Annotated in this window: 15 protein-coding genes, 4 tRNA genes and 1 pseudogene; 12 read left to right on the top strand and 8 right to left on the bottom strand. The window is 44.5% G+C overall.

Annotated features, from left to right (window positions below; translation table 11 throughout):
• Positions 1-164: 164 nt before the first annotated feature.
• The 8 genes and pseudogenes from GPLA_RS18285 to GPLA_RS18250 all read left to right on the top strand — a co-directional run bounded on the left by GPLA_RS18285 (position 165) and on the right by GPLA_RS18250 (position 5,280).
• Positions 165-1,412, top strand: a complete 1,248-nt coding sequence (locus tag GPLA_RS18285) for an ABC transporter substrate-binding protein (RefSeq protein ID WP_007106466.1) — start codon at positions 165-167, stop codon at positions 1,410-1,412.
• A 166-nt stretch (positions 1,413-1,578) separates the two neighbouring features.
• A pseudogene (locus tag GPLA_RS18280) lies at positions 1,579-2,290 on the top strand (SDR family oxidoreductase).
• Positions 2,291-2,420: 130 nt separating this feature from the next.
• Positions 2,421-2,861 (top strand): hypothetical protein, encoded by a 441-nt coding sequence (locus tag GPLA_RS18275; protein WP_007106462.1) that lies wholly within the window; start codon positions 2,421-2,423, stop codon positions 2,859-2,861.
• A gap of 430 nt (positions 2,862-3,291) precedes the next feature.
• Positions 3,292-3,368: transfer RNA gene (locus GPLA_RS18270), tRNA-Met, on the top strand.
• Positions 3,369-3,414: 46 nt separating this feature from the next.
• Positions 3,415-3,499, top strand: a tRNA-Leu gene (locus GPLA_RS18265).
• Between the two features lie 4 nt (positions 3,500-3,503).
• Positions 3,504-3,578: transfer RNA gene (locus GPLA_RS18260), tRNA-Gln, on the top strand.
• 37 nt (positions 3,579-3,615) lie between these two features.
• Positions 3,616-3,690: transfer RNA gene (locus GPLA_RS18255), tRNA-Gln, on the top strand.
• Positions 3,691-3,864: 174 nt separating this feature from the next.
• A complete protein-coding gene (locus GPLA_RS18250) occupies positions 3,865-5,280 on the top strand; it encodes an alanine/glycine:cation symporter family protein (protein WP_040515344.1) in 1,416 nt (471 codons plus the stop codon).
• 117 nt (positions 5,281-5,397) lie between these two features.
• Here the strand turns inward: GPLA_RS18250 and GPLA_RS18245 are convergent, their stop codons facing one another.
• The 4 genes from GPLA_RS18245 to GPLA_RS18230 form a co-directional block, all read right to left on the bottom strand.
• The gene (locus GPLA_RS18245; protein ID WP_007106458.1) at positions 5,398-5,967 is read right to left on the bottom strand and encodes an NADPH-dependent FMN reductase; all 570 of its coding nucleotides are present in this window, start codon (positions 5,965-5,967) and stop codon (positions 5,398-5,400) included.
• Between the two features lie 68 nt (positions 5,968-6,035).
• Positions 6,036-6,215 (bottom strand): hypothetical protein, encoded by a 180-nt coding sequence (locus tag GPLA_RS18240; RefSeq protein WP_007106457.1) that lies wholly within the window; start codon positions 6,213-6,215, stop codon positions 6,036-6,038.
• A 50-nt stretch (positions 6,216-6,265) separates the two neighbouring features.
• Positions 6,266-8,158, bottom strand: coding sequence for a DUF885 domain-containing protein (locus GPLA_RS18235; protein WP_040515320.1), 1,893 nt, complete (start codon positions 8,156-8,158; stop codon positions 6,266-6,268).
• A 73-nt stretch (positions 8,159-8,231) separates the two neighbouring features.
• Positions 8,232-9,377, bottom strand: coding sequence for an FAD-dependent oxidoreductase (locus GPLA_RS18230; protein ID WP_007106455.1), 1,146 nt, complete (start codon positions 9,375-9,377; stop codon positions 8,232-8,234).
• Positions 9,378-9,693: 316 nt separating this feature from the next.
• Here GPLA_RS18230 and GPLA_RS18225 point away from each other — a divergent pair, with 316 nt between their 5' ends.
• Positions 9,694-11,337 carry a response regulator gene (locus tag GPLA_RS18225; protein ID WP_007106454.1) on the top strand — a complete coding sequence of 548 codons (1,644 nt, stop codon included), beginning with the start codon at positions 9,694-9,696 and terminating at the stop codon, positions 11,335-11,337.
• Positions 11,334-11,618 (top strand): hypothetical protein, encoded by a 285-nt coding sequence (locus GPLA_RS18220; RefSeq protein ID WP_007106453.1) that lies wholly within the window; start codon positions 11,334-11,336, stop codon positions 11,616-11,618. Before GPLA_RS18225 ends, GPLA_RS18220 begins: the two co-directional genes overlap by 4 nt.
• A 182-nt stretch (positions 11,619-11,800) precedes the next feature.
• On the opposite strand, the gene GPLA_RS18215 is transcribed toward GPLA_RS18220, so the two are convergent.
• Positions 11,801-12,718 (bottom strand): histone deacetylase family protein, encoded by a 918-nt coding sequence (locus tag GPLA_RS18215; RefSeq protein WP_007106452.1) that lies wholly within the window; start codon positions 12,716-12,718, stop codon positions 11,801-11,803.
• Positions 12,715-14,556 carry a GNAT family N-acetyltransferase gene (locus GPLA_RS18210; RefSeq protein WP_007106451.1) on the bottom strand — a complete coding sequence of 614 codons (1,842 nt, stop codon included), beginning with the start codon at positions 14,554-14,556 and terminating at the stop codon, positions 12,715-12,717. Before GPLA_RS18210 ends, GPLA_RS18215 begins: the two co-directional genes overlap by 4 nt.
• A 356-nt stretch (positions 14,557-14,912) precedes the next feature.
• Here GPLA_RS18210 and GPLA_RS18205 point away from each other — a divergent pair, with 356 nt between their 5' ends.
• Positions 14,913-15,311 carry a hypothetical protein gene (locus GPLA_RS18205; RefSeq protein WP_007106450.1) on the top strand — a complete coding sequence of 133 codons (399 nt, stop codon included), beginning with the start codon at positions 14,913-14,915 and terminating at the stop codon, positions 15,309-15,311.
• Between the two features lie 185 nt (positions 15,312-15,496).
• Here the strand turns inward: GPLA_RS18205 and ydiJ are convergent, their stop codons facing one another.
• Positions 15,497-18,538, bottom strand: a complete 3,042-nt coding sequence (gene ydiJ, locus GPLA_RS18200; RefSeq protein ID WP_007106448.1) for a D-2-hydroxyglutarate dehydrogenase YdiJ — start codon at positions 18,536-18,538, stop codon at positions 15,497-15,499.
• A gap of 218 nt (positions 18,539-18,756) precedes the next feature.
• Here ydiJ and GPLA_RS18195 point away from each other — a divergent pair, with 218 nt between their 5' ends.
• The gene (locus tag GPLA_RS18195; RefSeq protein WP_007106447.1) at positions 18,757-18,975 is read left to right on the top strand and encodes a PGPGW domain-containing protein; all 219 of its coding nucleotides are present in this window, start codon (positions 18,757-18,759) and stop codon (positions 18,973-18,975) included.
• Between the two features lie 148 nt (positions 18,976-19,123).
• Here GPLA_RS18195 and ppsA read toward each other — a convergent pair whose 3' ends face one another.
• Positions 19,124-21,499, bottom strand: a complete 2,376-nt coding sequence (gene ppsA, locus GPLA_RS18190) for a phosphoenolpyruvate synthase (RefSeq protein ID WP_007106446.1) — start codon at positions 21,497-21,499, stop codon at positions 19,124-19,126.
• Between the last annotated feature and the right edge of the window lie 94 nt (positions 21,500-21,593).

The following is a 21,593-nucleotide window of genomic DNA, read 5'->3' as shown; positions in this document are numbered from 1 at the left end:
ATTTAATTTTCGACTAAACCGGTATTCCACGACTAAAGCATTAAAGACAAAAAAAGTAGCGCCTCTAAGCTAGGGGTATATTAATTACGCGTCACTTTCTTATTCGTATATCAGGGGACGTTGAACATTAATTAAAGCAACTCAACCCTAGGCTTAAACAATTAGTGTATAAATTTTATATTGCTCTTTTTTTGCTCGCTGACGTTTTATCTTCATGCAAAGCGTTGGCAGATGAAACCTTAAATGTTGGTGTATTGATCGCCAGCAAAGGCCAGCGTGCTGCTTATTATCAGCTGGCAACACAGTTTGAGCAACAGCATCCCAGTATACGCATAAATTATGTGGTAAAAGGGGATCGACAGTACAAAAACGCTATGGGTGTGTGGTTAAACCAAGCGCAAGGCCTAGACGTATTGTATTGGCAAGCGGGAAATCGGCTTAACCAATTCGCATCTCAAGGATTATTAGAGCCGCTGAATGAACTGTGGCGTGAACAAAACTGGCAGCAACATTTCCCCCAAGGGATCCAAGATACCATTCGCCAAAATAACACGATTTATGGCCTGCCTTTTTCATATTACCAATGGGGTTTTTACTACAAAAAATCATTATTTTCGAGGCTTAAACTCAAAGCTCCAAGCTCATGGGGTGAGTTTTTAGCCGTATGCGAAACGCTCAAATCGAATGGGGTTATTCCGATTGTCGTCAGTGGCAAAGACAGTTGGCCGGTGGCAGCATGGTTCGATTACCTTAATCTTCGTATCAATGGCATCGCCTTTCATCAACAATTAATGAAGGGCCAAATACCCTATACCGACCAACGCGTGCGCGCCCTATTCAATACTTGGAAGCAATTGATTGACTTAGGGTATTTTGCGCCCACTATCGATAATCGAAACTGGCAAGGCGCATTACCCTATGTATATAGAGACATTGCAGGCATGACTCTACTTGGGAACTTCGTCGAAAAACACATCGCCAAAGTACGTAGTGACGACATCGGCTTTTTTCGCTTTCCACAAATTAATGTCGACATACCACTTTACGAAGAAACACCAATAGAAGTGTTCATTATCCCCAAAAATGCCCAGCATAAACAGGCTGCGAAGCAATTTCTGAGCTTTGTCGGTCGACCAGAGGTTCAAGAAAAACTCAACCAAACACTTGGGTATATATCGCCCCATTTACAGGCACATAAAGGTTCCCATTATCGCCCAGAATTAGGTTCGAAGATGATTGGAAATGCCAATGGTTTAACTCAATTTTTTGACCGAGATACCGCCGCGCTCATGTCATTAGATGGCATAAAAATCATGTCGAATTTTTTAATCAACGTCGATGTGGACATCACCATCCAAAATTTAGAAAACGTCCGTTTACGGGCGTATCCAAACGCCAACACCACACATTAAATATAGTAACTTGCGCGGCAAGCATGCCCAAGAGCACAAATGCATAAATGCATAAATGCATAAATGCATAAATGCATAAATGCATAAATGCATAAAAGCTGATGCGCAAAAAAGCTAAATACACTACTCTTGCATCACGTTACTGCAACCACGCTAAGACGGACACATGCAAACCAACAAAGTCGCGCTTATCACAGGCGCTAGCCGCGGGATAGGTGCTCAAACGGCTAAGTAATTTGCTAAGGCTGGTTATGCTGTGGCCATTAATTACCCTAGCAACTGGCAAGCTGCCCAAAAGGTTGCTCAGTACATTAATCACATAGGCGGTAAAGTATCGCGAATGAAGACGATGTTAAGCGCGTATTTAATGCGATAGAACAACGGCTTGGTCCACTGTCCGTTTTGGTGAACAACGCTGGGATATTGCGCCAGCAGTGCAAACTGGTTGAATTAACGGCCGAACGAATCAACACTGTGCTCAACACCAATATTACCGGTAGCTTTCTGTGCTGCATCGAAGCGATTAAACGCATGGCTTATAGCCACGGTGGGAATGGCGGTACGATTATCAATGTATCGTCCATGGCCGCTACATTGATTATGCCGCGTCAAAAGGAGCACTTGATACGCTGACCAGAGGGCTGGCCTTAGAAGTGGCCAAAGAAGGCATTCGGGTAAACGGTGTTAGACCGGGTTTAATCTCTACCCAAATGCACAGCGACGGCGGCGAGCCACAGCGCGTTACCCGACTTCAAGATAAGATCCCCATGGGCCGTGGTGGCCAAGTCGATGAAGTGGCGAATGCAATTTGCTGGTTAGCCTCACAGGAAGCATCTTTTACCACGGGCAGCTTTATCGATGTTGCGGGGGGCCTGTAAGCTCTTAGCAATCTACATATGGGTTAAACAGCTGCATTTTTATAAACCTTTGATATATCGCCCTGGTGGTTAGTGAAAATGAATGCTGCTTCATCTAGCCAATCCAAATTAAGCTAATAAAAGAAAAAATATGAAACCTATTTTTGATATAACCCCCCTCATTGGCACCGACACCATTAAACTAAACGCCACTCGAGAGACACTGTTAATCGCGCTAAATCAGCCTACTAAGGCAATCAAAAAATACCCTGAGCGGCAACAATTAAGTGATGCACTATATCGCAATGATTTACATATCTCATATCAGGGTCAACCTGCGGTGGTGGAATCGATCGAGTTTGCGTTTAGCGATCTATATGAGGTTTCGCTATTAGGTGAGTCCATATTGAGTTTACCAACCAAAAGTGCATTGGCTAAAGTTGAAGCCATAACTGGCTGTAAACCAATCACTAATGATGACGGTTTTACGTATGAATTCTCGGAATCAGGTATTTGGCTGTGGCGTGAGTCCAATGACAATTTTGACGAAAATGGTTTTTACTTTTTTACAATAGGTGTGCGCTGCATATAAACGCCCAACTGAGGTCACAATTCACCGACGGCCTCTTTTGTTTTTCACCTTAACAGCTGACTTTTAATGCATACAATCCAATCTTTTTGGAAAACGCGCCCCCTAACAACAGAATAAAATCGATAAATTGTCGTTAAATTTAGAATACATCCAGTCTCGACGAGCAAAATTGACTTTTGGTGGCTGTTTTTTCGCAACATACCTGCCCACTATTAGCAATCATTCGTTTCACCAAAACGACACGGCGACTTTTTAATGTGAACATGTGTAAAAAAACAACGCTTCTAGCTAAATATTGCTCACTTATCGATTATTTTCACATCAGCTGTTTATTATGCGAGCAAACGATCATCTTATCTTAAAAAAACGGTTGACGACTAAAAGGCATATCAGCATAATACGCGCCACTTCCGAGAGGGAGTGAAGGAATGGCTACATAGCTCAGTTGGTTAGAGCACATCACTCATAATGATGGGGTCGCAGGTTCGAATCCCGCTGTAGCCACCATTTCTTGTTTGACTAAATTTATTTAGAGAAGCAGGAGAGAAAAAGTGCGGGAGTGGTGGAATTGGTAGACACGCTGGATTTAGGTTCCAGTGCTTCACGGCGTGAGAGTTCGAGTCTCTCCTTCCGCACCATGTTTGGGATATCGCCAAGTGGTAAGGCAACGGGTTTTGATCCCGTCATTCGTTGGTTCGAATCCAGCTATCCCAGCCATTTTTTTCAATAAATAGATTGATGATATCTGTTTTATTGGGATATCGCCAAGTGGTAAGGCAACGGGTTTTGATCCCGTCATTCGTTGGTTCGAATCCAGCTATCCCAGCCATATTTAGTGATGTATTTCACACCTATATGCTTAAAAAGCCAGACAATAGTCTGGCTTTTTTCGTTGTAGCATTTAATCATTGCTAAATCCTTGATTCTCTTAGCTTCAACCTAGACAGACCCCTCATTAAGCGGCACACTTAAATTAATAATCATATAAATTATGGGTCGCCCATTGATTTCCGAAATCGTCAGTTTTATTAATAATATTTTGTGGGGTGAAGGTCAGGTACTGATATACCTTCTCATCATCGCCGGATTCTGGTTTAGCTATAAACTCAATTTCATCCAAATACGCCATTTTACCCACATGTTTGGTGTAATGAAGGGTAGCAACAAAAGTGATAAATCAGGTATCAGTTCGTTTCAAGCTTTGTGCACCAGTTTATCTGCCCGGGTTGGTACCGGTAACCTAGCGGGTGTCGCCGTTGCTATCTCTTTAGGTGGCTCGGGAGCTGTTTTCTGGATGTGGGTTATCGCCTTATTGGGCATGGCCACGGGGTTTGCCGAGAGTGTATTAGGTCAGCTTTACAAAGTACGTGACGATAACGGTGAATATCGAGGTGGCCCAGCCTATTACATACAACAGGGGCTGAATAATCGCTGGTTAGCCATTACCTTCGCCCTGTTTCTGTTTCTGGGTTATGGTTTTATCTTCAGCGCCGTGCAAGCCAATACCATCACTGACGCCCTTAATTTCGCATACGATATCCCTACCCTGCATTCAGGATTGGTGATTATTGCTTTAGCCGCATTAATTGTGGTCGGCGGACTGCGCGCCATTGCGCGTTTTGCCGAGTGGGTCGTGCCGTTTATGGCTGTTGGCTATATTGCTGTGACCTTGTTCGTCACCTTTATGAACATCGATCTAGTACCGGCTATGCTGGCGGATATTTTCAAATCTGCATTTGGGCTGCAAGAAGCCGGAGCAGGCGCTATAGGCGCGGCCTTTAAGAACGGCGTGCAACGTGGTTTATATTCAAATGAAGCCGGTTCAGGCAGTGTACCCCATGCTGCGGCGAGTGCCACACCGAATCCTAATCATCCAGTTTCCCAAGGTTATGTACAGATGCTTGGGGTGTTTATCGACACTATGATTTTATGTACTTGTACTGCGTTTGTCATTCTTCTGGCTGGTGGTTCATCAAGTGATCAAATGGAAGGCATTCGTTTGACCCAGAATGCCATGAGCAGCCATTTAGGTGGCGGTGGTACTGAATTTGTTGCAGCGGCGATCAGCTTGTTTGCCTTTACGTCTGTGGTGGCCAATTACGCTTATGGCGAGAGTAACCTGCACATGTTCAAGCTAGATAACAAACTTGGACGCGCCTGTTATACCACCGGCTATCTAGCTATGATTTTGTGGGGTTCAATGGCTGCCCTGCCAGAGGTGTGGGCGGCGGCCGATATGGCATTGGGCCTAATGACCGTTATTAACATCATTGCCATCGTCATGTTAACGCCCACCATAGTGGCTATTTCAAAAGATTATTTTGCCAAACATAAAAGCGGTAAAACTATTGAATACCAAACAGGTGACTGCGAAATTCAAGGCCAAAGCGAAAAAGGGATTTGGGATCAAAGCAAATAGCGCTTAATTGCTCTGAGCTAAATACAAAAAGCCGCTGACTCTCATCTGAAGTGACCCCCAGTAGTTGAACATATCAATTACTGGGGGTCTTTTTATCTTTATTAAAGCTGGCTAAGGTTAGTTTGACGTTTCAGATATCAGTCGTGCAACGACTAAGCCTAATGCCCTGCTTTGTTTCTCATCAGTCAATTTACCCTCTTCATCGAACGCGGACATTCCTGCGCCAATAGCAATTTGTTCTGGCACCACCATCACCTGAATATTACCCAGCATCATTCGAAGCGGTACTAAGCCTCGCAAACCACCTAGCGCACCAGGAGATGTAGACGCCAATGCAGCGACTTTATCGCGAAAAGCACATAGCGGACGTTCTTTGACAGAATGTGGGCGAGATATCCAATCTAAGGTGTTTTTAAGCAAGGCGGAGAACGAGCTGTTGTATTCAGGCGAAGCAATAAATAACCCTGAGTGCGCAATAAACAGCTCTTTGAGTTTGACGGCATTTTCAGGTAAGCCGGTTGCACTCTCATCGTCGCCGTCATAAAGCGGCATCGGATAATCTTTCAGATCAACAAATGTCGCATCTGCTCCCTGCTCTACTGCGAGTTCATAGGCCACTTTGGCTAGTTTTTTATTCAAAGAGTCTTTGCGCGCACTTCCCGCTAAAAACAGTATTTTTGATGTCATAGTTTTTCCGTTTAGGTAAAGCAAATCAAGGGTCAAACTGCTTAGCTAGTGACACTAGCCAAGCTCGATCAATTCGAAGTGAAATGCATAATCAGTTGTACCACTACCATTACCACTAATAGAGGTAATATCCAGCGGCTCATTTTTGACGTTTGTTCAGCGGATATTCTAAAACTTGAACGCTCAAGCAAAGGTACCACCACCAATAAGGCAACCAATAGTACGCCTAAAATAATTAAAACCGTCAAAGGAGCCTCCCTTCAATGTGAGTAATCAAACGTGGACATTCAGACATGCTTTAAATCCCGTTATTGTTGATCCAGCGTTTTACGTCGCTTCTCACTACAGACATGGGGCGAGCACCGGGTAAAAGCAAGAGATCATGAAAACGCTTCAAATCAAATTCACTGCCTAATTCACGCTCGGCCAAATGACGCAGCTCAACAAACTGCAACATGCCCAGTTTATATCCTAAGGCTTGGCCAGGTAATGCCATGTACCGTTCGACTTCAGCAATCACGTCTGTCATGCCTGTGCCTGTGGTTTGATGGAAGTACTCAATGGCTTTTTCCCGGGCCCACTGTTTACGATGCAAGCCAGTATCAACCACTAAGCGCACCGCTCGGTATAATTCAGCCTGCAAACGTCCTAAGTCACCAAACGGATCGTCTTGATACATGCCCATTTCCTTGGCGACGAGCTCAGAATACAGCGCCCAACCTTCAACATACGCATTAAAAGGCGCATTTTGTCTTAACAGCCCTATGTCTTGTTGCGCCATGTTAAGGGCAATCTGAAAGTGATGGCCCGGCACTGCCTCGTGGTAGGTCAGTGTTTTTAACGAAAAGCTGGGTACCGCAGACATATCTCGCAAGTTGATCCAGAATATACCTGGGCGCTCCCCATCCAATGAGGGGGAAGAATAATAGCCACCCGCCTCCCCCGCTTCTGTCACTTTAGGAATGCGCTTAACCTCTACCTTTTGGGTCGGCAATGTACCGTAGTAACCGTCGGTTTTGGCCATTATTGCTGAAATTTGTCCGTTTAAATCCTCTAACAAACGGCTACGTCCTTCGTCGCTATCTTGGTAAAGAAACTCTGGCTGCTCGGCTAGCTTTACCATGCGCTCACCCACGTTACCGTCTGTATATCCTTGTGCCCGTAAAATGGTGTCCATTTCTTGGCTTATACGCGCCACTTCATCTAGGCCCAACTGATGAATATCATCCGGCGTCATGTTCGAGTCACCTAAATAGCGTACCTCGTGCAAATACATGGCTTCGCCATTAGGCTGAGCCCAAATGCCATCGCCCTTAGGGGCATGTGCTTGGGTTGCAAGTAAGGTGTCTTTCACCGTTTGGTAGGCAGGATACACCACATTTGTCAGCGCTTTTTTAGCTTGTTCAACCAAGTCATCTTGCTGCTCTTGGCCAATATCTGACGTAGCAAGTCTGCTCTCAAACGACGTCACCAAAGCATGCTCAGCCACTGGACTTGCAAGAAAGTTTTCGAAATAGGCCAAGGTTTGTGGGTATAGCTTTTGCGGTAGTTGCACACCATTAATTCTATCGGCTTGAAATTTTTCCAGTACCCCAGCTACTAAAAAATCAAAATGCTGTAAACGCTCAATATATTCTTTTGCTTGAGCTAGATTGGCAACAGGTTGCTGAACCTGCATGACCTTAGGCACATCAATTAGCGGACCCGCTAATTGATTAATAATATAGGGTAAATGCCCCGCCCATGTGTCTATGTAACCACCATTAAACTCAGAAAAACCAGCGTAATAACGTAAAATATCAGTCACTATTTGTTGGTGACGTTTTTCATCATTCGAGAAACCATCATCGTTTATTTTAGCCACCGCCTGAGAGCCGGTATTCATGTCCTCCTGCAGCTTACGCATTCCCTCAGGCGAAAAATCAGTAAAACGCGTGTTATAGCCTTTGCCAGCAATTGACTCGGGTACACCTATGGCTGTGGCAAGAAGCGGTTCGTAATGCATGAATTGCACGGTATATTGATTGACGAGTGCCTGCAAAGCGGCTTGTTTTCCCTCAACGGTCATCAGGTTTTGGGCATGCTCAGTCTGCGTTGCACTTTGCGCGTTGTTGACACTTTTTTCTTGCTGCACAGAGCACGCACTAACAAAAGCGCTCAAAGCGAATGGAACCAGCAGATGTTTTATCATCATTGTTCTCCTAAGGTGATTACCGAATATGTGCGTACTTCTTTTTATAACAGCGGATAAAATAGTCAGATGATTAGTTTAACCCCATGGCGTATTTCATGACTTGATGCTTAACGACGCCTCCATTGTTGGCCAACGTAAAACCAAGGCTACGTAATGTTTTTATGACCGGATTAGTTTGCTTAAATGTGCCGTAGATTGCATCCATCGCTGTCATCATCAGCAAATTATCTTTGCGTCGTTTCGATTCATAACGAAGAAAATCGTCAGTTTTTGGCAGTTCATCTGTCACGCACGCTAACAAAGCCGACACATCTTTGAAGCCCAGATTCACCCCTTGCCCGGCTAAGGGGTTAATGGCATGAGCTGCATCACCAATCAATACAACCCGTTCTTTAACATATTGCTTGGCGTGCATTCTCATCAGCGGAAAATGGGCGGTTTTAAGCACATCAAAGTCCACCAGCTCGTCTGGAAAACAACGTATGATTTCTTGCTTTAATGCAATGGGTGATAACGCTTTCAAGCGATTAATATTGGCCGTGCTGTTGTACCACACCAAAGATGCATACTGTTGGTACATGGGTAAAAACGCAACTGGGCCAGTTGGCGTGAATTGTTGCCAGGTAATATCTTGTTGCTGAGCGCGGGTCTCGATTTGAATAGCAAATGCCTGCTGACGATATTGCCATCCCTGGGTACCAATGCAAGCTGCATCTCGAACCTGTGAATGTAAACCATCGGCACCGATCAACCAGCGACAATGAAGCTGCTGCTTATCGGTTAAATGAACTTCGGGTGCGGCGCCAGTAATGATTTTCTGTACTGGGCTGTCACTAAACCATGTGACGTTTGCAAAATGCGCCAATGCTTGGTGTAAGCCCAACTGTAGAACACGGTTTTCAATAATGTAACCCAGGCGCGGGGCATTGATATCGTCGCTGACAAAATCGGTACGACACTGCGGACGCTCCCAAACAGACAGACGACGGTAGCTACAAGTGCGCATGTCTTCGATATATTGCCAAGCACCTAACGATTCGAGTAAGGCTTGCGATGTCACACTGATGGCCGAAACACGCATATCAGGCCCATCAGCCGAATCAAATGGCTTGGGCATGTGCTCTTCTACCAATGCAATCGAGAACCCTTTTTGTGCTAAACCTAAGGCGGTTGCTGCGCCAACCATTCCGCCACCCACTATACAAAAATCAAACACCTAACCTTCTCTTATCATTGGATTTTTCCAATAAATCTGTCATTAAAAATTGAAATATGTTCAACATAATTACCCTCAAGATAGATTATCACAATTCTTGTTCTTGGCTGCCATTTGCTGAAAACAATAAAGCGACCATCCCCATACTTCTTATACTTAAGGATGAAATACCATAACCAAATTCAGTTAAATCCATGTAGATTACACACTCACTAAACGAGAAAATATTTACCCATTAATGTTGTGTTCGATGTAACATCATCAGACCACACACCACAAACACCTTATGTAACGGACACTAAAGGTAGATGACATAATGAATTATTCAGACAAACGCGTATTGATAGTCGACGACCAACGGCCTTTTCTGACGTTGTTACGCGGTGTGGTGAATAACATGGGTGCACAATCGGTAGTGGCGGTGCAAAATGCAGATTCAGCCCTAGCGGCCTGCAAGAAAGAAAAATTCGATTTCATTATTTGCGACCTACATTTAGGTTCCGGCAAAAAAAATGGCTTTCAATTCCTTGAAGAAGCCAGACAAAAAAATCTGGTCAAGCCCGAGACTGTATTCGCAGTAGTCAGTGCCGATTCAGAACGCCCGGTAGTCTTTGGTAGTGTTGAACAACAACCCGATGACTACCTGATCAAACCCTTTTCCCAAGCTCAGTTAAATCTACGTTTATCCAAAGCACACCAAAAGCGTGTTGCCTTGTGTGCAATTTATGCCGCAATGCAAAAAAATGATATCCCCGCAGCCATAAGTGCCTGTAGACGTTTGATCCTGTCTGGAACCCGTTATGCAAAAACCTGTTGTCGTCTATTGGCCGAGTTGTACTGGAAAGCCGGCGAGTATTCACAAGCCAAACACATGTTAACCCCACTGCTAAAACAAAAACCACAGCCTTGGGTGAGCCTTGCCCTTGCGAAAACCGAAATGTACCTTACGCAATACGATAATGCCATTGCCTTGGCGCAAGATGTCACCTCTCGTAACCCATTGCTTTTTGAAGCCCAAGATATATTAGCCCAGAGCTATTTATTGCAACACGATTACGTCAATGCCCAGGTTGCAATTGAACGGGCAATTGACTTAGCGCCTTACTCGGTAGAGCGTCAATTGGCAGCTTGCAAAATAGCCAGGCAAAATCATAATTACGAGATGGTTAAGCAGCGCAGTTTAGATGTGTGGGAGCAATCGAAAAAATCTATTCATAGAGACATCTCACATTTATGTAATTATTTTCGCAGTATTTTAGATGCAGCGGAAAACTGTGACGATAAGCAAATACGCAGTAAATATCAGCACGAAATGCTCACGGCCATAGCACGCTACCGTCATGACGAAGCCCTAGCGCGAATTGATGAAGATTTTGATTATGGTATATACGAGAATATTTTGACTGCCCGTATCAGTTATCTAGACGGGCGCTTATTAGAAGCCAAGCGCACCTTGAGTGAATGTCAGCGCCAGATAGCAATACGCTTCGAGAAATACCCCACTGCGTTTGCACCCGACTCAATAAAAGTGATGCTGGATTTAGGTGAGTACGATGATGCTGAACGGCTTAGCCAAACCTTGCTCAACAGTGGAAAAAGGCTGGATGAAAGTACCCTTTTTGCACTGAAAACCAGTGTCGAAAAAACAGCTGAACGTAAGCATCACTATCAAAATTTCAATAAACAGGGCATAGAGCACTATAACAGTGGGCGTTTTCAAGAAGCCTATAACGCCTTTATGGCAGCACAAAAAGTGGCCCCCGTTAATACCGGGATTGCGTTGAATATCCTGCAGTGTAATTTAAAACTCATTGCTCAGATGAAAAAACCAGAAACTCGCGCGGTCAATACGTTAAAACAGATGTATCGACATTTGAAAAATATGGTTATGCTTGAATCTCACCAACAAAAATTCGAATCACTTAAAAGTGATCTCGGTAAATATGTAGAGGTAGCATGAAAATTCAGTTACTTATCGCCAGCACACTAATCGTTACCGCCCTTTCAGGATGCGCCAATCACCAAAAACCCTGTGAAGATATTCTTGAAGTTAAACGCCAAGAGCAGCAATGCGCTGAATGGCGAAAAACCATGAACAATAAACAATATCCGCAACAAGCGTTAACAGCTAAAAAGCATTACGAAGAAGCGTGCGAAGATTTACGCTACTACCGAGACGGTTACGACACGATTTGTAAAGGTGACGATAAACCCATAGGTGAAAGAAAAGACCAGCCATAGGGAAGATGTAACGGTCCTGTTGTTCACAAGTTATATTGTCTCAGAAACGACCGGACCGTTTTCAATCGAGTACTTGCCCTAATTTAATCGTCAACTTTGTACTGTTTTGGCCATCCTTGGACAGGCAACTAATTGATTTTTTAGAATATAGTGCGCGAAATATCGCAGAAATGTGTGACTGATTACTCCATCATTCCTTTTATATGCACAGTAACACTGCGGCCTAATGCACTTAATACATAACCCCCTTCTAAAGTGGATATCATTCGGCCACTACAATGTTTAACTGCCAGTTTTTTAAGCTCAGCGGTCAGACAGTGGTAGTCCGTTTCGACTAAATTGAAATGGCCCATATCATCTTCATAGTGACTATCAAATCCAGCAGAAATGAGAATTAACTGGGGGGCAAACGCATCTATTTTAGGTAGCCATTGCTCACTGATTGCTTGCATAAATTCCTCCCCATAGGTGCCAGCGGGTAAAGGTAAGTTTAAAATATGTTCGTTACCTGGCCCCGTATTATAGGGGAAAAAAGGCGACTCAAAAGACGAGCAAAACAGCACCCGGTCATCGTTAAAAAAAATGTTTTCGGTGCCGTTACCGTGATGCACATCAAAATCAATTATGGCTATGCGCTTGAGACCATATTGTGCCATAGCATAAGCGGCAGCCACGGCAACATTGTTGAAAAAACAAAAGCCCATGGACTTGGCATATTCAGCATGGTGTCCCGGTGGGCGCACGGCACAAAACGCTTGATCGGCTTTACCCTGCATGACTAAATCGACCGCCATTACGTTTGCGCCAGCAGCATACAAGGCAGCCTCTAAACTTCGCGGCGCCATTTGGGTATCCGGCGCTAATTCTACGACTCCTTGTTCTGGCGCACTGGCAAAGACATGATCCACGTATGCGTTGTCATGGGCTAAATATAATTGCGCTTTGGTAGCTTTGCTTGCTTGCTGTTTATCAATAACAAAATCAAGCCTTGAGGCAATGAGTTGATCATTAATAGCATGCAATCGATCGGGACTCTCAGGGTGATCTTCACCTGCATCGTGCAAACCACAACTAGGGTGACTAATAAAAACAAAACTCATTGCTGCTTATCCAGACTTAAGATTAAATTCACTTCACCAGGCTCTTCAGTTGGTTGGCGTTCAAAATGAGCGCTTTCGAAGACTCTAAGCATATTACGATTATCGGCTCTGACCATGGCCAGCATTTTTTTCAAACCACGCTGCTTGGCGATAAGGATCATTTCTGCCAGTAGTTGTTTGGCCATGCCTTTACCGTGAAACGATTCTCGGGTAACAAAAGCCGCTTCGCAGGTTTGATTGTCAGCATACAAATAATAACGCCCCACCGCCTGAATTTCTGCAACCGAGCCTTGTTGCCTAACAATGCACAAGGCCAAGTCATGACTTTGATCAACGCTGACTAAATTACAGGACTTTTCTCGGGTCATTTGGGTCGGATAGTGGTTATACCGGTAAAACAAAGTTTCTTTGGTATGTGAGTAAAAGAACTCTTGCAAACGACGTTCATCAGCCGGATTTAATGGCCGCAAGTCGAAGGCCTGATTATCGACTCTAAGTGTTTTGAACCCCAAAGACCCTAGTTCAGGCACTTCCCGGGGATAGTTTTTTTGATAATGCGGCACCCAATAATGCTCACGTACCTTAGCAAGCAACTGTTCACGAAATTTAGGGTGAGCCACCCGAATTAATTCTAAGGCACGCTCACGAATACTGCGCCCTTTAAGCGAAGCCACACCAAACTCGGTAACCACATAATGCACGTGTCCACGACTTGTCACTACCCCGCTTCCCTCGGAGATAAAAGGGACAATACGCGAAATAGTACCCCCTTTAGCCGTAGAAGGCATAGCGATAATGGGCTTGCCGCCTAGTGACATAGCAGCACCACGAATAAAATCCACTTGCCCGCCTATGCCACTGTAAAACTGATGCCCAATTGAATCAGCGACCACTTGCCCTGTTAGGTCGACTTCCAGTGCGCTATTAATGGCGACCATTTTATGATTTCGCGCAATATTCGCTGGCGAGTTAAGGTAATCGCTGGGATAAAACTCAACATGAGGGTTATTATCCACAAAATCATAAAGCTTCTTACTGCCTAAACAAAAACTCGCCACCGTTTTGCCCGGATGAAAGGTCTTTTTACCGTTGTTGATCACCCCTTTAGCAATCAAATCGATAATACCGTCCGTAATTAACTCACTGTGCACGCCCAGGTCTTGGTGGTTCTGCAAATAATACAATACCGCATTAGGAATTTTCCCCACCCCGAGCTGCAACGTTGCACCATCATCCACTAACATAGCGACATATTGGCCTATGCGTTCAGTGATTTTATCTGGCTCGAAATACGGTAGTTCAGGCAAGGCTTGTTCAACCTCTATGCATGCCGCAATATCATCAATGCGGATAAATGTCTGCCCACTGGTACGGGGCATTAGCGGGTTTATTTGGGCAATCACATATTTGGCTTTTTTAACGGCAGCCAAATTTACATCGACCGCCACACCCAATGAGCAATAACCGTATTTATCAGGCAAGCTGACCATAATTAACGCCGCATCAAGTGGCAAGATATCTTGTTCAAACAATGATGGTACTTCTGATAGAAAACACGGCGTGTAGTCCACTCGCCCCTCAGCTACCGCTTGACGAATTTTTTCGCCGCCAATAAATAACGTATTAACTTTAAATAAGTCATTGAATTGCGGCTCTACCCAACGGCTTTCTGACAACGTATTAATATGCACCAATTCAATGTCGTGTAGGTCCCCACTATTGGCAATTAAATCATCGATAAGTGCATTAGGAACGGCCGCATTAGAGCCAACAAAAATGCGATTACCTGACTTGAGTATTGCTTGCCAGTCAGGTCGATTGGGTAAGGCGGTTTCCATTTTGACTCCTGATATATTCTCGAACTTACTCTGCCACAGAGTAACCTAGTGAGCATTAAGACCTTGGTATGACGTTGTTAATCAGTAAATTTAATCTTAATCGATCATGATCCGCTAGAGTACCAGTTAAAGACATATGTTGGGGATGCGCTCGTTTAATTATGACCCTCGGCTTCCATCATATTCACCGATGATAGAGAAGTAGAACAAGAAAAAATTCAATCTGTACAATAAGTTACTACTTGTGTTAAAAATAACTTATGACAAAAGGTGAAAAAATTCCATGATAAAATGCGGATGCAATCACGAAATTTGTCCCGATAAAAGTATTGTTAGACGACAACAAGGACGAACTTATGATTACTGGAAACACAGTACATGAAAGAAAAGAATCACTAGCTGAACTTGTAAAGAACCACCTAAATAAACTTGGGAAAAGCGCAGAAATCATATTGAATCGCACTAATTCAGCGGGCCACACAGACAGAGTGCTGGTTAAAAGTGAGATTGGGTTCATCCATATAACTACAACCTCATCTAGCGATCCTAATGCTTCTTTAGTTACAGGCGGCTTTGTTGAGAAAGAGCAGGACTTCGCTGAAGACAAAGCATTCATTTGCTACGGCTGGGTTACAAGAGACAAAAGAACATTTCTCATGTTTGTTGAGCCAATACATATAATCGGCCTAGAAGGAATTTCTAAACAACAGATTACGAAGCTAAGAAATAGAGAGTTTAGCAAAGTAATCGCCTGACCAGTCACAGCAACCGAAAACGACTCACTCGCTGCGCCAAACCATGCGTGCTTTCGCGGCCCAAAGCGTTATTTTTAACGTCAGTGCTCGGTTTAAGCAAATTCACTTCATAATGTTGCAATAACAGCACAAAAAATGGCAGTGAACACTCAGTATTCCCTACCCTTTATTGTACTTCTTTTATTTTAAGACAAGTGCGCCAGCATCGCCTGTAATGGGTGTTTAGGTTTATCACCCTCAATACGCGCGACTTGGCTGCGACAAGAGTAGCCTGTGGCTAGGATTTGAGACGACTCAAATTTAGCAACCGCTTTCTCCCAGCTTAGGGCGTAAATTCCTTTTGATTGTTCAAGGTGGCTCGCTTCATGGCCAAAGGTGCCCGCCATGCCGCAACAACCAACGGCAATAGGTGTAAGCGATATGCCCATACGCTCAAACAATTGCTGCCAATGTTTCTCACTCTCTGGCAAGGCCGTTTTCTCGGTACAATGTCCAAAAAAAGCGTACTCACGTTTATCTTGTTGATCTACTTCAGGTAACGCGACGCTTGCAAGCCATTCATGAATCAACTGCACCTCAAAACTCCCCCGGGACGCGCCGAGTGTTTTTTGGTATTCGTCCCGGTAACAAAGCACTAAAGAGGGGTCGACCCCAATCATGGGTATCCCTAAGGGGACGATTTTATTGAGAAAATCAGCGCTATCTTTAGCAGTAGCGGCAAATTCTTTCAAAAAGCCCTTAACGTGCTGAGGTTTCCCATTTGGCATAAAAGGCAACAAAATGGGCTCATAACCTAAACATTCAATCAGCTTAACTAAATCACTCAGTAAATCTGCTTCATAAAAGCTGGTAAATGGGTCCTGTACTATCAATACTTTTTTAGCCCGCTCTTTTGCCCCTAGTGCTTGTAACGTGCCCAAGTCAAAGCGACTCGCTTGATGTCCCGCCAGCTGATTTTTAAGTGACGGTGAAGACAATAGCGGTGAATCCACATAACCCACAGATTTTTTGATTAAGCTGTTCATCCAGTTTTGTTTCAAAAAGAAGTTCACCAAATCCGGGGCCTTCGCCATCAATGGCGCCATGGCTTCAATATTGGCCACTAGGTAATCTTTACCTGGGCGCAAATATCGCTGATAGTAGAGCGACAAGAAACGCGCACGAAAAGTCGGTACATCCACACTTACCGGGCATTGGCTAGAACATGCTTTACAAGCCAAACATCCGTCCATCACTTCTAACACTTCATGTGAAAAATCCGTCGATTGGGCCTTACCCATAGAATTATTCAATCTTTTAAACCAATGCTGACTTTTGCCATTAAGCTCCAGTGCATTCACATCAACATTATTATTTGCCAACAAGCGCAACCATTCACGCATCGCTCCCGCTCGTCCTTTTGGACTATGACGTCTATCTGACGTGATCTTGCTCGACGGGCACATGGTTGACGTGGTGTCATAGTTAAAACACAGTCCATTGCCGTTACAACTCATGGCCGGTTCAAAGGCATCACGCACAGCAACCGGAATTTGGCGATCAAATGCACCGCGTTTTACCCCAGCGACGCTCACTAACGACGCGGTGCTTTCATAGGGCGTGCAGATCTTACCGGGATTCATTTTATTCAGGGGATCAAAAGCGCTTTTGATTTTACGTAACTCAGCATAAAGCTCTTCACCAAAAAACGCAGGGGCGTATTCGCTACGATAACCTTTACCGTGTTCGCCCCATAACAAACCGCCGTATTTGGCCACCAATGCCGACACCTGATTAGAAATATCCGGGATCATTTGCTCTTGTTCAGGATCGCACATATCCAGTGCTGGGCGCACATGTAACACCCCCGCATCCACGTGGCCAAACATGCCATAATTCAGGTTTCTGGCGTCCAATAACGCCCGGAACTCCATAATGAAATCGGCAAGATTCTCAGGTGGAACACCGGTATCTTCAACAAAGGCCAGTGGTTTTTTACGGCCTTTAGTTTTGCCCAGCAAACCCACCGACTTTTTACGCATCGCATAAATTTTGCCGATATCTGCGTTATCAAAGGTAATTTGATAACCGATCACGCCCTCATCACTTTGTGCCAATGCGCTATCTAATTTCGCGCAAAGCTGGGTGATTTTGTCCTGTAATTCATCATCAGAGTCGCCGTTGTACTCCACCATATTTAAGCCGAGTACTTCCTTATTTTCGACTTCCGTGATGAGGTCTTTTACCTGATGCCAGATAATGTCTTGTTTCGCTAGATTCAATACATTGCTATCAACGGTTTCAACTGATGTTGCTTGTGCTGCAACCATATGCGGAGCATGGCGAAGAGCCGATTCAAATGAATCATATTTAATGTTTACTAACGCTTTATGTTTAGAAATCGGCGTAACGTTTAACTTGGCTTCTGCCACAAAAACTAATGAGCCCTCAGAGCCGGCGATAACCCGGCTCACATCCACCATAGACAAATCATCGCTTAACGCATGCTCTAAATCATAGCCAGTTAAAAAGCGGTTCATTCGTGGAAATTTAGCTAAAATTTGTTGTCGTTTGTCCACGCACGTTTCGAGGATTTGTTTAACTAACCGCCCGGTTGTGCTGTTATTAGCCGCGACTTGTTTAGCTTGTTCCATGCTCATGGGTGCAGTTTCAAGCAAGGTACCGTCGGCTAAAACTGACGTAAGCCCCAACACATGATCACTGGTTTTACCGTACACTAATGAACCTTGACCAGACGCGTCAGTGCTGATCATGCCCCCTATGGTGGCGCGGTTACTGGTAGATAAGTCAGGCGCAAAAAATAAGCCATAAGGGCGCAGCGCATCATTTAGCTGATCTTTCACCACCCCAGCTTGCACTTTTACCCAGCGTTCCTGCGGATTGATCTCAAGAATATGATTCATGTGCCGTGACACATCCACAATAATACCTGATGTCAAAGACTGACCATTTGTACCTGTACCGCCGCCCCGGGCGCTAAAGGTCACATCATCATGTTGACTTGCAAGCTCACCAATAATTTGTAAGTCAGCTACCGACTTCGGCAACACCACTGCTTGAGGAAGAGACTGATAAATTGAGTTGTCAGTAGCTACTGCTAACCGACTGGCGTAACTAAACTCAATGTCCCCACGAAACTCACTGCGCCTGAGGGCCGATAAAAAAGATTGATAATTGGATTGCGGGCCGGTTTCAACGTCTAAGGCAGGTAATTCATGCAGGGGCATAATGTTCTTTATTCTCGCGGGTTAACAATTGCGCAGTATTATACAACCCAAGCGCCTCGAACATCTAATACGTGTTAGGAATTAATTAGGTTTTATTAAAAATAATATCCTAACGAGCGTTTTGCCCATTTAATGGTTATAACTGGTAACAAGTACTTTGTTGCAAGATCCCGCTTTGTGGCGTAAACAGTAATGATGAATAAAGGAATGTACTAATAATGAAAAAACTACGTATCGGATTCGGCGCTGTGCTTCTGCTTGCAGGCATAGTGTTGTTTATTATTCCAGGCTCAATGCTGTTAGTGCTAGCGGGCTTGTTAATACTCAGTGTTGATGTACCGATGGCAAGAACTTGGTTAAAACGCTGCCAAAATAGTATGAGTCGTTCATCAGCCAAACTTGACCGCATGTTACTCAATCGAAAATTACGGGATTAAGCGTTTTGTAGTTGTTAGCCCCATTTACTTAGGCGCTGGTTACGTCCCATCATTCCCCATAAAAAAAGGCTGTCATATGACAGCCTTTTTACCTGTAGGGTACTGATTTTTATTATTATTGTTAGTCAGTAGTGTATTTTAGCGTTATTTACTTCGCGTGTTTTTCCCCTAAGTACAACCAAGTCTCAACAACGGTATCTGGGTTTAACGATACGCTGTCGATACCTTGCTCAACTAACCATGCAGCTAGGTCTTCGTGATCAGATGGCCCTTGGCCACAGATACCCACGTATTTCCCACGTTTCTTGGCAGCTTGTATTGCCATTGCCAATAACGCTTTTACCGCTGGGTCTCGTTCATCAAACAGGTGGGCAATTACGCCGGAATCGCGATCCAGTCCCAGAGTTAATTGGGTTAAATCGTTCGAACCGATTGAGAAACCGTCGAAAATGTCCAAGAACTGATCGGCTAATAAAGCATTTGATGGTAATTCACACATCATGATGACACGTAAACCATTCTCACCTTGCACTAGGCCTTGCTCAGCGAGTAGCTCAATAACCTTACGACCTTCTTCAAGTGTGCGCACAAATGGGATCATGATCTCAACATTGGTCAAGTCCATTTTGTTACGTACCCGTTTAATGGCTTCACACTCAAGGGCAAAACAATCACGGAAGTCTTCAGAAATATAACGGCTCGCACCACGGAAGCCCAGCATAGGGTTTTCTTCGTCTGGCTCGTATTGGTAACCACCAACTAAGTTGTAGTACTCGTTTGATTTAAAATCAGACATACGCACGATCACTTTCTTCGGTGCGAACGCTGCGCCGATCGTGGCGATACCCTCAACCAATTTTTCAATATAGAACTCAACAGGCGACGCATAACCGGCGATCATTGCGTTGATTTCTTGTTTGAGCTCTTCAGGTTGTTGGTCAAAATTGAGTAAAGCTTTAGGGTGCACACCAATCATGCGATTGATAATGAACTCTAGACGGGCAAGGCCAACACCGTGGTTTGGTAAACGGGCGAAATCAAAAGCACGATCGGGATTACCCACGTTCATCATCACTTTCATCGGGATTTCAGGCATAGAATCAATGCGTGAGGTCACCACATCAAAATCAAGCACATCACCGTAGATAAAACCAGTATCGCCTTCAGCACAGGACACTGTGATTTTATCACCGTTTTTAATCAGGTCAGTGGCATTACCACAACCGACAACTGCCGGAATACCTAATTCACGGGCGATGATAGCCGCGTGACACGTACGGCCACCACGATTAGTCACAATCGCAGACGCCTTCTTCATGATGGGTTCCCAATCCGGGTCCGTCATGTCAGTTACCAGTACATCACCGGCTTGAATTTGATCCATCTCTTCGATAGAGCCCAGCACCTTGGCCACACCTGCACCAATTTTATGGCCGATTGAACGTCCTTCACAGACCACGTTGGCTTTACCGTTTAAGCGGAAACGCTCGATAACTTGAATATCTTCACGACTACGCACGGTTTCTGGGCGCGCTTGAACAATGTACAACTTGCCGTCAATACCATCTTTGGCCCACTCAATGTCCATTGCACGTTTGTAATGCTTCTCGATGATTTGCGCTTGTTTGGCTAATTCTTGTACTTCATCGTCGGTCAGTGAAAACACAACGCTATCGGCTCTGTCGATATCAACAATTTCCACTTGCTTACCGTGATTCAAGTCGTCAGAGTAAATCATCTTGGTTAATTTACTGCCTAAATTACGACGTACAACCGCGGGAAAGCCTTTATCTAAAGTTGGTTTATGCACATAGAATTCATCTGGGTTAACCGCACCCTGCACAACCATTTCACCCAAGCCGTAAGACGAAGTGATAAATACCACATCTTCAAAACCTGACTCTGTGTCTATGGTGAACATAACGCCTGAGGCAGCACAGTCACTGCGTACCATGCGCTGAATACCGGCAGATAATGCCACACCTTTGTGGTCGTAACCTTGATGCACACGATAAGAAATGGCACGGTCGTTAAATAAAGAGGCATATACGTGTTTGATGGCAACCATCACCGCATCAATACCCTTTACGTTTAGAAACGTTTCTTGTTGACCAGCAAATGATGCATCTGGCATATCTTCTGCGGTAGCGGATGAGCGAACGGCAAACGAAGCTTCGTCTCCGGCATCCCCTTGCAATGTTTTAAAAGCTGAGGTGATGTCGGCTTCAAGTTCCGGTAAAAATGGCGTATCTATGATCCACTGGCGGATCGTTTTACCTGCTTCGCCCAATGCAGGAATGTCATCCACATCTAAACTGTCGAGTAAAACGTGGATACGAGCCTCAAGGCCACTTTGTTCGAGGAAAAGGTTAAACGCTGATGCCGTTGTGGCAAAACCACCGGGTACCTGTACACCAGCATTTGAAAGATTAGAAATCATTTCGCCAAGGGATGCATTTTTACCACCGACGACGCCCACGTCGTCCATTCCCAATTGCTGATACCAAAGTACATTTTCTTGCATTTAATTCGTCTCCAAGATGAACTCAATTGTGTAAGCTGCCAACAATGACAACCCCAGATAGTTAGTCAAAATGCCGCTCACAAAACGTCGAAAA

Source organism: Paraglaciecola polaris LMG 21857, from assembly GCF_000315055.1.
GTDB lineage: Bacteria > Pseudomonadota > Gammaproteobacteria > Enterobacterales > Alteromonadaceae > Paraglaciecola > Paraglaciecola polaris.
This window is presented reverse-complemented; position numbering and strand designations above follow the sequence as displayed.